14 protein-coding genes are annotated in these 12,948 nt (G+C 38.5%); all 14 read left to right on the top strand.

From position 1 onward, the window contains the following. Window positions 1-68: 68 nt before the first annotated feature. The 14 genes from ndk (at window position 69) to ACFSBH_RS11790 (ending at window position 12,838) form a co-directional block, all read left to right on the top strand. A complete protein-coding gene (gene ndk / locus ACFSBH_RS11855) occupies window positions 69-515 on the top strand; it encodes a nucleoside-diphosphate kinase (protein WP_251510311.1) in 447 nt (148 codons plus the stop codon). 163 nt (window positions 516-678) lie between these two features. After that, window positions 679-1,458: a CheR family methyltransferase gene (locus tag ACFSBH_RS11850; protein WP_379597659.1), complete on the top strand. Its 780-nt coding sequence runs from the start codon at window positions 679-681 to the stop codon at window positions 1,456-1,458. Window positions 1,459-1,575: 117 nt separating this feature from the next. Continuing rightward, a complete protein-coding gene (gene aroC, locus ACFSBH_RS11845) occupies window positions 1,576-2,745 on the top strand; it encodes a chorismate synthase (protein WP_251510315.1) in 1,170 nt (389 codons plus the stop codon). After that, complete coding sequence (gene aroB / locus ACFSBH_RS11840; RefSeq protein WP_379597656.1) at window positions 2,745-3,809, top strand: 3-dehydroquinate synthase; 1,065 nt, start codon at window positions 2,745-2,747, stop codon at window positions 3,807-3,809. The genes aroC and aroB overlap by 1 nt, the downstream gene beginning before the upstream one ends. A gap of 2 nt (window positions 3,810-3,811) precedes the next feature. Then, window positions 3,812-4,189: a chorismate mutase gene (aroH, locus tag ACFSBH_RS11835; protein WP_251510318.1), complete on the top strand. Its 378-nt coding sequence runs from the start codon at window positions 3,812-3,814 to the stop codon at window positions 4,187-4,189. Between the two features lie 4 nt (window positions 4,190-4,193). Then, complete coding sequence (gene hisC / locus ACFSBH_RS11830; RefSeq protein ID WP_379597654.1) at window positions 4,194-5,288, top strand: histidinol-phosphate transaminase; 1,095 nt, start codon at window positions 4,194-4,196, stop codon at window positions 5,286-5,288. Window positions 5,289-5,292: 4 nt separating this feature from the next. Next, window positions 5,293-6,396: a prephenate dehydrogenase gene (locus ACFSBH_RS11825; protein WP_379597652.1), complete on the top strand. Its 1,104-nt coding sequence runs from the start codon at window positions 5,293-5,295 to the stop codon at window positions 6,394-6,396. A 19-nt stretch (window positions 6,397-6,415) separates the two neighbouring features. Next, a complete protein-coding gene (gene aroA / locus ACFSBH_RS11820) occupies window positions 6,416-7,711 on the top strand; it encodes a 3-phosphoshikimate 1-carboxyvinyltransferase (protein ID WP_379597650.1) in 1,296 nt (431 codons plus the stop codon). A 576-nt stretch (window positions 7,712-8,287) separates the two neighbouring features. Further along, window positions 8,288-9,547, top strand: coding sequence for a tetratricopeptide repeat protein (locus ACFSBH_RS11815; RefSeq protein WP_379597648.1), 1,260 nt, complete (start codon window positions 8,288-8,290; stop codon window positions 9,545-9,547). A gap of 13 nt (window positions 9,548-9,560) precedes the next feature. After that, window positions 9,561-10,133: a ReoY family proteolytic degradation factor gene (locus tag ACFSBH_RS11810; protein WP_251510328.1), complete on the top strand. Its 573-nt coding sequence runs from the start codon at window positions 9,561-9,563 to the stop codon at window positions 10,131-10,133. Between the two features lie 53 nt (window positions 10,134-10,186). Further along, window positions 10,187-10,648 (top strand): YpiF family protein, encoded by a 462-nt coding sequence (locus tag ACFSBH_RS11805; protein WP_251510330.1) that lies wholly within the window; start codon window positions 10,187-10,189, stop codon window positions 10,646-10,648. A 191-nt stretch (window positions 10,649-10,839) separates the two neighbouring features. Beyond that, window positions 10,840-11,355, top strand: a complete 516-nt coding sequence (locus ACFSBH_RS11800) for a QcrA and Rieske domain-containing protein (protein WP_251510333.1) — start codon at window positions 10,840-10,842, stop codon at window positions 11,353-11,355. Window positions 11,356-11,359: 4 nt separating this feature from the next. Then, window positions 11,360-12,034 (top strand): menaquinol-cytochrome c reductase cytochrome b subunit, encoded by a 675-nt coding sequence (gene qcrB, locus ACFSBH_RS11795; protein ID WP_251510336.1) that lies wholly within the window; start codon window positions 11,360-11,362, stop codon window positions 12,032-12,034. Window positions 12,035-12,052: 18 nt separating this feature from the next. Beyond that, a complete protein-coding gene (locus ACFSBH_RS11790) occupies window positions 12,053-12,838 on the top strand; it encodes a menaquinol-cytochrome c reductase cytochrome b/c subunit (RefSeq protein WP_251510338.1) in 786 nt (261 codons plus the stop codon). Window positions 12,839-12,948: the final 110 nt, after the last annotated feature.

Raw genomic sequence — 12,948 nt, 5'->3', positions numbered from 1 at the left:
GTTATTTCTTCAAGACTTTTGTATAATTTTATAGGTTAATAAATCAGCATAACTAAAGAGGTGTAGGAATGGAAAAAACATTTTTAATGGTAAAACCAGATGGTGTACAACGCAATCTAATCGGAGAAATCGTTTCACGTTTCGAAAAGAAAGGTTTCAGACTAGCGGGTGCGAAACTGATGCAAGTTTCCAACGAATTGGCTGAAGAACATTATGGTGAACATAAAGAAAGACCTTTCTTCGGAGAATTAGTTGAATTTATCACTTCTGGACCAGTGTTTGCAATGGTTTGGGAAGGTGAAAATGTTATCTCAACAGCACGTAACATGATGGGGAAAACAAACCCAAGTGAAGCTGCTCCAAGCACAATCCGTGGTGACTATGGTGTAACTGTTGGAAAGAATATCATTCACGGTTCTGATTCACCAGAAAGTGCAGAAAGAGAAATCAACTTATTCTTTGACGAAAAAGAATTGGTATCTTACGAAAAAGTTGATACAACTTGGATCTACTAATCCAACCACTAACCTCCGTTTATATAACGGAGGTTTTTACAAATAAAAATACATGATGGATTATTCTCTGGCGTATGATATGTGGTGCAAGTACGCTGGTTGTAGCTTCATTCCATCATCAAATTATTAAAATGTTTATATGAAACAGCATAGGGGGAGCAATATGTTGGATGACTATCTAGAATTTATCCAAAAAGTAAACAAAAAATATGATATTGACCTCAGTCTATATAAAGAAACTCAAATGAAAAGAAGAATAACAACATTGCGTGATAAACGAGGGTTTTCCAGCTATGTTCAATACTACGAAGCAATGAATAAAGATGTTGAACTGCAGATAGAATTTATAGACCGATTGACAATTAATGTTTCAGAATTTTTCCGCAACATCAAGCGATGGGATGTTTTAAAGGACAAAGTAATTCCGCATATTTCACATAATAAATCTCGAATTTCAATTTGGAGTGCCGCTTGTTCGACTGGAGAAGAACCTTATAGCATCGCTATACTATTCAAAGAATATTTCCCTCACGTACAAATTGAGATCCTGGCGACTGATATTGATGATAAAGCACTTAGTAAGGCGAAGGAAGGTTTATATTTTGAACAATCTTTGAAAGAGGTTCCTCCTTCTCTAAAACAAAAATATTTTACTAAAACTCAAGCAAAGTATAAAGTCGACCCGGCGTTGAGAAGGAATATAACGTTTAAGAAACATAATTTATTGGCTGAACGCTATCCTACTAACTATGATTTAATAATCTGCCGTAACGTTCTGATTTACTTTACGGACGAAGCAAAAGAGCAAATTTATACTGGATTTAGTAACTCGCTGATCAATCAGGGGGTGCTTTTTGTAGGGAGTACCGAACAAATCTTCTCACCGGAGAAGTATAATTTCAAATTATTGGATACATTTTTCTATCAAAAGCATAAAAACTAAAATCATTTAATTTTTACGGTAATTTAATTCCAAAAAAATGTTCGAATATGTTATAGTAATTAGAAATCTAATTCAGTACATAATTATTAATTGCTTGGGAAAAAGGAGAATGCTACATTGAGGTACTTAACTGCAGGTGAATCACATGGTAAACAATTAACAACAATTGTAGAAGGCGTTCCTTCTAATCTACCTATTACAAAGGAAGACATCAATCATTCCCTATTAAGGAGACAACAGGGCTATGGTCGTGGAAAAAGAATGCAAATTGAAAAGGACCTTGTAGAGGTTACCGGTGGTATCAGACACGGATATACGTTAGGCTCGCCAATATCACTAGTTATCAATAATGATGACTACAAACATTGGACGGATATAATGGGGGAGGATCCGATTGCTGAAGATACGAAGCTACGCCGTGTTGTGACCCGTCCGAGACCAGGACATGCCGACCTAAATGGTGCTTTAAAATATGGTCATCGAGATATAAGAAATATTCTTGAGCGTTCTTCTGCGAGAGAGACGGCTGCAAGAGTCGCTGCTGGTGCTGTTGCGAAAAAGTTGCTTAGGGAACTAGGTATAGAGGTAGCCGGATACGTAAAAGAAATTGGTGGAATCATAGCTGAGGAAAAAGATGGTCTGTCAATCAAAGAAAGACAAGAAATCGCTCAAAATTCACCAGTTATGGTACTTGATTCATCAGCTGAAAAAGAGATGATGGCAAAAATCGACTTGGCAAAAAGCGAGGGAGACACGCTTGGCGGTGTCTGTGAAGTCTATGTGGAAGGTGTGCCAGCTGGGGTAGGATCGTATGTTCATTATGATCGTAAGCTCGACGCAAGAATTGCGGGTAGTGTAGCAAGTATTAATGCTTTTAAAGGTGTTGAATTTGGTATTGGTTTCCAAGCTGCAAAGATTTTTGGAAGTGAGAACCATGATGAGATTGCTTGGAATGAGGAACGGGGATATTATCGTACGTCCAACCGATTGGGCGGTTTTGAGGGCGGTATGACTACTGGGATGCCAATAGTAGTAAGAGGGGTCATGAAGCCAATTCCTACTTTGATGAAGAAACCATTGCAAAGTGTTGATATTGATACAAAGGAACAAATCACAGCGACAATTGAAAGATCTGATCCTTGTGCAGTGCCAGCAGCCTCTGTAGTCATGGAGCATGTAGTTGCTTTTGAAATTGCAAAAGCGATTACTGAGCAATTCCCACATGATCAATTTCCAAAGCTAAAAGAAGCCATTGACCAGTACCGAGATGAAATTAGGTGGTTTTAGTGCAAGAGCTATCTGTAAAACATAGTAACGGAGTCTATTCCATTTTAGTTGGAAATGGACTTCGTTTTAAACTACATGAGTATTTAAAGAAGTCCTATACGAAGGTACTTATAATTTCCGATGAGAATGTAGCTAAGTATTATCTAGAAGATGTAAAGAAAGGTCTGGATAACTTTTCTTTGGCTTCATACACGATACCTTCAGGTGAGCATTCCAAACATATTGATGTTTATTATGAGATACAGACAAGAGCAATTGAAATCGGTATGGATCGGAACTCTTTGATTATTGCTTTAGGTGGTGGAGTAGTAGGAGATCTTGCCGGATTTGTCGCCGCTACCTTTATGCGGGGTATCGATTATATTCAAGTACCAACCACGATACTTGCTCACGACAGCAGTGTAGGAGGTAAAGTGGCTATAAATCATTCTCTTGGAAAAAATTTAATCGGTGCTTTTTATCCTCCAGTGGGTGTTTTTTATGATATGGAAACTTTAACTTCCTTATCGGAACGCGAGACACGTTCTGGTTATGCAGAATTAATTAAAGAGGCGTTAATTTCCAGTGAAGAATTATTTTATTCCATGATTGAAACAGATTTAGAATCCATATCAACGGAGAAGTTACAGGAATATATTATGGCTGGTATAAGAGTGAAACAAGGAATTGTGGAAGCTGACGAGAAAGAACATGGAATCCGTATGTTCTTGAATTTAGGTCATACGCTAGCTCATGCACTGGAAGCTGAATTAGGATATGGCAAAATCACTCATGGAGAGGCAGTTGCCATCGGGTTATTGTTCTCTATCCATGTAAGTGAAAAAGTTTATCAGAAAAAACTTCCATTTGATCGATTAAAAGGCTGGCTCGTAGCGAATAATTATCCGATACTATCGACCTTCGATAGTAAAGAAATCATAAAACATATGAAATCAGATAAGAAGACTATCGGACAACAAATTAAAATGGTTTTAATGGAAGCACCTGGACAGTTAAAAGTAGAACAGATTACCGACGATGAATTAAATAATCATCTTAATACATTTAAAGAAAGGTTGGTGTAAACATGGTGTCGAGGGGAATACGAGGTGCAACCACAATAAAAGAAAATAACGCTGAGGAAATTATCCAACAGACGAAACTCGTGTTAAAGGAAATGATTGACAGCAACAATGTGAAACCAGAGAATGTGTCACATGTATTCATTTCCGCTACAAAAGATATAAATGCAGTGTTTCCTGCTCGGGCCTTAAGAGAATTTCCAGGCTGGACATATGTGCCTGTCATGTGTATGGCCGAAATTGATGTGCAAAACAGTTTGAAATCCTGTATTCGTATTATGATGGTTGTCAACACAGATCTGGCTCAAGACGAGATTAGACATGTTTTTCATAATGAAGCTGTAACGCTTCGTCCAGAATTAGTTGAGAAGAGGGGAAAGTAATAAAGTGAAACAGAAAACAATACTCAGCAAACTAACTGCATACCAACAGGGTAAACAAACCCATGAAATCAAAGAGGAATACGGTTTAGAGAAAATAGTGAAGCTCGCGTCTAATGAAAATGTTTATGGTTATTCGTCTCAAGTCAAAAATTATTTAACAGAGAACCTTCCTGAATTAAATATTTATCCGGATGGGCATACGAGTGAATTGAGAACAGCGCTTAGCAAAAAACTTGCAGTAGACGAAAATCAGTTACTATTTGGAAGTGGTTCAGAAGAGATCATTCAAATTATCTGCCGGGCATTTGTCCAAGATAATACGAATACCGTTATGGCAGCTAATTCTTTCCCGCAGTATAGGCACAATACATTGGTTGAAGGTGGAACTGTTAAAGAAATTCCTGTAAAAGCAAATGGAGAACATGATTTGCAAGCAATGAATGCAGCCATTGATGAAGAGACGGTCGTTGTGTGGATTTGTGCTCCAGACAATCCGACAGGTACATTGATCAAGGGAGAAGAATTCATTAATTTTATGGAAGATTGCCCCAAAGACGTATTGGTTGTACTGGATGAGGCATACCGAGAATACGTGGATGTGGCGCAATTGCTTGATTCACATACATACATTAAGAATTATCCTAATCTGATTTCTTTGCGAACTTTTTCTAAAGCTTATGGGTTGGCGGGGCTACGGATAGGTTATGGAATTGGACATCCGGATCTGGTTCATCATTTAAACGTCGTTAGAGGTCCATTCAACACCACCTCTGTCGCTCAGAAAGCTGCTACGATCGCGATACAAGACGAGGATTTCATTCGTGAAACAGTAGAGAAAAACCGTGATGTTAAAAATGATTTCTGTCAATTTCTCGATGAGATAAATTGGGCATATTATCCTAGTTATACAAACTTCATTTCTGTATCGACTCCAGTAAGTGGCCTAGAGATGTTTCAATATTTGATTGAAAATGGCTTCATTGTAAGACCTGGAGAATTGCTTGGATATCCTAATTCAATTCGGATAACCATAGGTAATAAAGAAGATATGACAGAGCTCCAAGAAATCATAAAGAAATTTATTGAAAGTAATGGGTGAACATATGGATAATCGAAAAATCTTAGTAGCAGGTATAGGGCTCATAGGTGGCTCTCTTGCTAAAGCCATAAAAATAAATCCTGAACATACCGTACTGGGCTACGATTTGAATGAACAAAGCTTGGACTACGGCCTAAAAAATGGAATTATAGATGAAGCTTATACAGACTTTAAACATGCCGCTCAAAATGCTGATATTATAATCCTTGCAGCTCCAATAACAGAAACCATTGAATTATTGGAGATGCTTGACTCCATTACATTTGAAAGAAAAGTAATTGTAACAGATACGGCGTCTGTGAAAAATACAGTCATTGAAACAGCGGAGAAACTTATTAACCAACAGATTGTATTTATCGGTGGCCATCCAATGGCTGGATCTCATAAACGCGGAATTGAAGCGGCGAAATCGCATCTATTTGAAAATGCAATTTATGTCTTAACCCCGACGAAACGAAGTACGGAAAAAGATGTACATACGTTAAAAGAAGTGCTGACACCAACGAAAAGCAAGTTTATCGTTTTAAAGCCGGAAGAACATGATGAAATGACTGGTGTCGTTTCTCATTTTCCGCATTTGATTGCATCTTCACTTGTCCATCAGGCTAAGAAATGGCAAGAAACTCATGCTTTCTTACCCAAATTAGCTGCTGGGGGTTTCCGAGATATTACTAGAATCGCTTCAAGTAATCCAGAATTATGGCAGGATATTTTCTATCATAATCGGAGAAAAATGTCCGTGTTGTTACAAGAATGGATTGAAGAAATGATGCATTTGAAAAGTCTCGTAGATTATAACGAGAAGCAAGAAATGATTAATTATTTAAAGACAGCAAAGACGTATCGTGATGGTATTCCAACAAAAGATGGTGGTGCGATACCAGCATTTTATGATCTTTATGTCGATATACGTGACCAACCCGGGGCTTTGGCTTCTGTGTTTAAAATTTTAGCAGACTATGAGATAAGCGTTAAAAACATTGAAATTCTAGAAATCCGTGAAGGAATTACCGGGGTGCTTCGTCTAAGTTTCTATACGGAAGAAGCGCAAAAGAAAGGTAAGAAATATTTAGAACAAAATGGTTATGAAACAATGATACAAAATTGAAGTGAGAGGATGAGCACGTATGGCTGAAAAAAGACTGCTACCCCAAGCATCACCTATTGTGGGGGAGATAGAGGTACCTGGAGATAAATCAATTTCCCACCGGGCAGTCATCTTTGGCTCCTTAGCAAAAGGCCAGACTAAAATCAGGCACTTCTTAGATGGTGAAGATTGTTTGCGTACCATCGATGCTTTTCGTGAATTGGGAGTGGACATCGAACGAGATGGAGAGACAATTTTAATAAATAGCGATGGACCGTCCAGTTTCAAAGAACCCAAAAATCCACTATACTTTGGCAACTCAGGAACGACAGCTCGCCTTTTAATCGGTTTGTTTGCAGGGTTACCTTTATTCACTACCATTTCTGGAGATGCTTCTTTGTCAGGAAGGCCGATGGATCGAGTGATTCTCCCATTATCAAAGATGAACGCAAAAATCTATGGTAGAGAAAACGCCCGTTTGCTTCCCCTCGCTATTGTCGGCCAAGACCTGAAGGCTATTGAATATAAGCTTCCGGTTAAAAGTGCTCAAGTGAAATCTGCTCTATTGCTTGCAGGTTTATTTGCTGAAGGGGAAACAAAGATTACGGAACTAACTCAAACTAGAAACCATACAGAAACAATGTTAGAAGCTTTTGGAGTGAACCTTCATGTAGAAGGGAACACCATTCGAATGGAAGGGAAACAAAATCTAAAGGCTACAGATGTTTATGTTCCAGGCGACATTTCATCGGCTGCATTTTTCCTCGCAGGTGCTGCTGCGAAACAGAATAGTTCACTTCTATTAAAGAATGTTGGACTTAATCCAACTCGTACTGGAATCGTAGATGTACTAATCAAAATGGGAGCCGACTTGGAAATCAGCCATCAACAAAAAGTTGGCGGAGAAGTTTTTGGTGATATTCTGATAAAGAGTGCACCGTTGTCTGGGATTGAAATTTCAGGCGATATCATTCCGCGGTTAATTGATGAGATTCCGATTATTGCTCTTCTAGCGACTCAAGCCGAGGGAAGAACAATCATTAAGGACGCTGAAGAACTCAGAGTAAAGGAAACGGATCGGATTGCTGCAGTAGTAGAGCTGCTAACTACACTTGGTGCGAATATAAAAGCTACGGACGATGGAATGATAATTGAAGGAAAGACACCTTTAACTGGTGGTAAAATATCCGCTTACCATGATCATAGAATGGCTATGATGGGTGCTATTGCATCCTTATTTTCCGACGAAGAAATCATTATTGACGACGTATCTTCCATCGCCATCTCCTACCCAAGATTTTTTGACGATTTAAAGATAGTAACATCAAACGAATAAACCATAAAACCTAAAGAGAGCCAAATAGCTTGGCTCTCTTTAGGTTTTCATAAACATTAGAAATTAACTGTTGATTAATTTAGAAATCCTACTCCGGTCCGCAGCCCCCGATACACCTTCGCTTTCCGTGGGCGGCTGGTGAGCCTCCTCAGGCGCGAGGCGCCTTGCAGGGTCTCACCGATTCCTTTGCTCTCACAGGAATCTCCGGTGTATCGGGGACTGTTCCCAGCAAATATTAATTATTTGCAGCATTGAATTTAGTTAAAAAATCGATTACATTAATTATCCAAATATCTCGAGACTACTTCAGGAGGACAGGTCGGAGTGAGAGTGAGACCAAACAGTGATACGAGGCAGACTGTGGACGCAACGTGGGATAACAACGTATGCATTAGCACGTCCTTTGCGTAGATGCTCGAGACGCATAAAGAAAATGGGTGGGCTTTGGACTACGGGCTTCGATCATAACCGTTAAGCTTTCAATTCTATTATGCAGCATTTATTTATTGATTGAACCAAATCATACTTTTCGTTATGATAAACTATATGCAGTATTATTAAAGAAAGGATGGAGAAATGGATACCATCTTACAAGCAATTGAATTGGTAGAACAAAACGATATCAATCAAGCACTGAATTTGCTTGAGGAATACATTCCACAAGCAAATGATGATGAAAAATTTACCATTGCTGAACTTTATTTAAAATGGGGCTTATTGAATGAAGCTGAAATAATTCTGACTGATCTTTTACAGAAATATCCGGACGAAAGTGATGTAAAGCTCCTGCTCGTTGATATTTATATTGAGAAGGAACAAGATGAGCTGGCTATATCTTTACTTGATGATATATCAGAAGAAGACCCGGCTTATATTCAGGCATTAGTGCAATTGGCGGACTTATATCAAGCACAGGGGCTTTTTGAAGTTGCTGAACAGAAATTGCTTGAAGCGAAACAAAAACTCCCGAACGAAGTAATTATAGACTTTGCCTTAGGAGAATTGTTCTTTTCCATCGGCGAATACATAAAAGCGGTCACTTACTTCGAGAAAGTTGTGAAAGAACATGACTTATTAGCAGATGTCTCGATAAAAGACCGGTTGGCTGAGTCCTATGCCGGGGTTGGTGAATATGAAAAAGCACTCGAATTCTTCGAGGCAGGGTCAGATAAAAGTCCAGATAAATTTTTTAAGTTTGGTGTCACTGCCAATCAGGCGGAGAGATATGACATTGCGATAACTGCATGGAAACGAGTGATTGAAATTGATCCTTATTACCATACGGTTTACGAGAATCTAGCAGAAGCATTAAATAAAGAAGGTATGCCAGCGGAAGCATTTGAGATTGCAAAGAAAGGACTTCAACATGATTCTTTCAATAAACATCTGTACTTTCTCACCGGCAACCTTGCTCATCAGCTGAATGATGACCGTTTAAGTGAGGAATATGTTAGGGAAGCAATAGCTTTAGATCCTGATTACTTGGAAGCAATACTCTTTTTACTGGAATTTTTGAAAGAGAGAAATAGACATTCTGAGATTATCGAATTGATTACTAGTATCAAGTCGACCGGATCTCTTGAATCTTTATACGATTGGGAGCTGGCAAAAGCATATACCGAAGAAGAAAAATATAAAGAGGCACTTTCTTCTTATCGGGAAGCTTATCAGAATTTAAGTGACGACCCTGACTTTTTAAAGGAATATGGTTATTTTCTAACAGAGGAAGGTTTAATTTCGGAAGCTATTGATGTTTTGAATAAATACCTTAACTTTGTTCCAGATGATTATATAGTCGAAGAGTATTTATCTCGGCTACAAGCCCAAGACGATTGAGGAGGATTAATTCATGAGGACTCCAATTATTCAGCCACATGAAAAGAAAGCATTTATCTATTGGTTTTTAAACCAGTATGAGCTGAAGTCTCGGGAAAGTAATTGGATACTTACCTATTTGGCAAGTAATCATAAAGTGTTGAGAAATGTCCATTTCGTTCGGAATGCTAAATTTTGCCCTCGCAGTATTGTCATCTCAAGTACATGTTCGGATGGAGTTGCTTTTCGATTTTATCGTAATCAATTGGTTACTTCCGAACCCGAGAAAGCATTTCATGATATTCGGTTAAATGCCGAGGAACCATTGTATATTGAACTGAACTTTTATCGTTGGAAGCAATCTCCACAGTTTGCATTGATTCTTGAAGAAAATCCGTTTCTAACGAATGATGATTACATTACGAATGAAGATAAGGTAGAAGCCGATAGAATTATCAATTATACTTTGCAATACAGAAAAAAAGAATTATTGATAAAAGCGATTGACCAAGCTCTTGATGAAAGAGATCCAGAGAAGTTCCACAAACTATCGAAAGAACTGCAACAGGTGGAAGCTTCTCTATTGAATCAACCGACTTCCACGTGAATCGGGTAATTTGATAATATCAAAAACCGTTAAAGAAAGGCTGAATGTTTTAAATGAAGTGGAGAAAAGAAGACTTAGAGAAATATGTACAAGCCAAGGAATATATTGACACAATTCTATTGCCAATCATACCATTCCAACTGGCAGATGATGCAGAATCTGAAAAACATGCATTTCAACAAGAGGTTATGGGGATATTCGGCAGTGAAATAGAACAGGAGTTAAGTGGTAGAGTAATGCTGATACCTAGTTACTACTACTTAAAAGAAGGAAACAAGGAAGTAGAGGTCCAGCGGTTGAACGATTGGATAGCTGAAGCTAAGGATCAACCCTTCCAACATATTATTTTGCTTACTTTTGATGCAACGTGGAAGAAGTATGAAAAAGAACTTGATGGAAATTTATTATGGTTGCCTGGTCTTCACGGTGCTGATATACGAACAAAAGAAACGCAGGGAATCATCCGAGATCAAGTCAAGCAGCTTACTGAAATCATCCGCTCTTATTGGCAGTAAAGCTATAAGCCTGAAACACCAATTAATTTTATTGTTCAAATAAAGGTTTTTTATTAGCAAAGTAGGAAAGAATTCTAGTAACTCTAGTTATTTATTGACCCAACTAGAAGATTGCGCTATCATGGTATTGTCCTAGTAATGTAAGTTAATTTATAAATGTCCTTAATTATTGTAAAAGAGGGGGGAAAATCATGAGTGAAGAAAAAAAGCAACAAGTATCCCGTAGACAATTCTTAAATTATACGCTTATGGGTGTAGGGGGATTTATGGCAGCTGGCCTTTTAATTTCTCCTGTTAGAATGGCTATCGATCCTGTATTGAAGTCAGGTGAAGGCGGTGGTCTAGCTAACGTTGGTATCGCTGTTGATGAAATTACAAATGAACCAACAAGGATTGACTGGAGTGTCGATCAAGTGGACGGTTGGTATGAATCTCAAGTAAGCCGCTCTGCGTGGGTCTTTAAAGATGAAAATGATGAAATTGTAGCTTTCTCCCCAGTATGTAAACACTTAGGTTGTGTTGTTTCTTGGGAAGGAAGCGAAAAGTATCCAAACGAATTCTTCTGTCCATGTCATGATGGTCGCTATTATAAGAACGGTGTAAACGTACCCGGCACACCACCATTGACACCACTAGATGAATATGAAATGGAAATCAAGGATGGAATGCTATTCTTAGGAGATCCAAAACCACACAGGGAGGCTTAAAAAGATGCTACAGAAAATATATGATTGGATTGACGAACGCATCGATCTTCAGCCAATTTGGCGAGATATTGCCGATCATGAAGTTCCTGAGCATGTTAATCCTGCCCATCACTTCTCTGCTTTTGTTTACTGTTTTGGCGGATTGACATTTTTCGTCGTTGTAATCCAAATTTTATCTGGAATGTTTTTGACTATGTACTATGTACCAGATATTGAAAATGCATGGAGATCAGTTTATTATTTGCAGACTGAAGTTGCTCATGCTCAAATTGTTCGAGGAATGCACCACTGGGGTGCCAGTGTGGTAATTGTCATGCTTTTACTACATACATTACGTGTATTTTTCCAAGGAGCATACAAGAAGCCTCGTGAATTGAACTGGATGGTAGGGGTATTACTATTCTTTGTAATGCTCGGATTAGGCTTCACAGGCTATCTATTACCATGGGACAACAAAGCGTTCTTCGCTACTCAGGTTGGACTGGAAATGGCACAACAGGTTCCATTTATCGGAGAACAATTGAAGATTCTATTAGCTGGTGATGCATCAATCGTTGGTGCCCAAACACTTACTCGATTCTTTGCAATTCACGTATTCTTTTTACCAGCAGCTTTGTTTGCTCTATTAGCAGTACACTTTATCTTAATTAGAAGACAAGGTATTTCTGGACCACTATAAAAAGGAGGGGAAAGCAACATGCAAAGAGGGAAAGGTATGAAATTTGTCGGTGATTCCCGAATTAAACAGGGACCGACGGCCTCAAGAATCCCGAAAGACTATTCGGAGTATCCTGGCAGAACTGAAGCTTTTTGGCCCAACTTTTTATTAAAAGAATGGTTGGCAGGTGCCGTATTCCTAATTGGATTTTTAATACTTACATTAGCGCAACCCTCTCCGCTTGGAGGATTGGCTGATCCAACAAACGCTTCGTTTATTCCGTTGCCAGACTGGTATTTCTTATTCTTATATGAACTATTGAAATATGAATTTGCTTCAGGAAACTATATTATTTTAGGAATGCTTGGACTTCCAGGTATTGCATTCGGTGCTCTATTCCTAGCCCCGTTCTTAGATAACGGTCCAGGAAGAAGACCCCAACAACGACCAATTGCTGTTGGTATGATGCTTTTAGCTTTGGTTTCTGTTATCTGGTTAACTTATTCATCTGCTGCGCCAGTAGACTGGGAAGGCCGTGCGGAAATGGACCCTCCAGTACCGCCATCAGATGTTCAAGTTGAAATTGATACAGAACATCCAGGGTATGCTGTTTACGAGACAAGTTGTTTAGCTTGTCATGGGGCTGAGCTAGAAGGTACAGCTGCTCCTACATTAGTTGGCATTGACTATAGTGCTGAAGAAATTGCAGATATTTCTGTAAATGGTATCGGCACAATGCCACCAGATCAATTTACTGGATCTGATGAAGAACTAGAGCAACTAGTTGATTTCATTTTATCTGTAAATGAATCTGTAGAAGAATAATTTTAGAATGATTACACCCCTACCATGCTTGAGATGGTAGGGGTGTTTTGTATATTGCGCTCATTCTATGTCTGTAGTATTAAGTTTGAAGTGCTTATATTATCTTATAA

Origin of the sequence: Oceanobacillus luteolus, from assembly GCF_042678205.1 — a bacterium.
GTDB lineage: Bacteria > Bacillota > Bacilli > Bacillales > Amphibacillaceae > Oceanobacillus > Oceanobacillus luteolus.
Note: the sequence above shows the minus strand (reverse complement) of the source record. Positions and strands in the feature narration are given on the sequence as shown.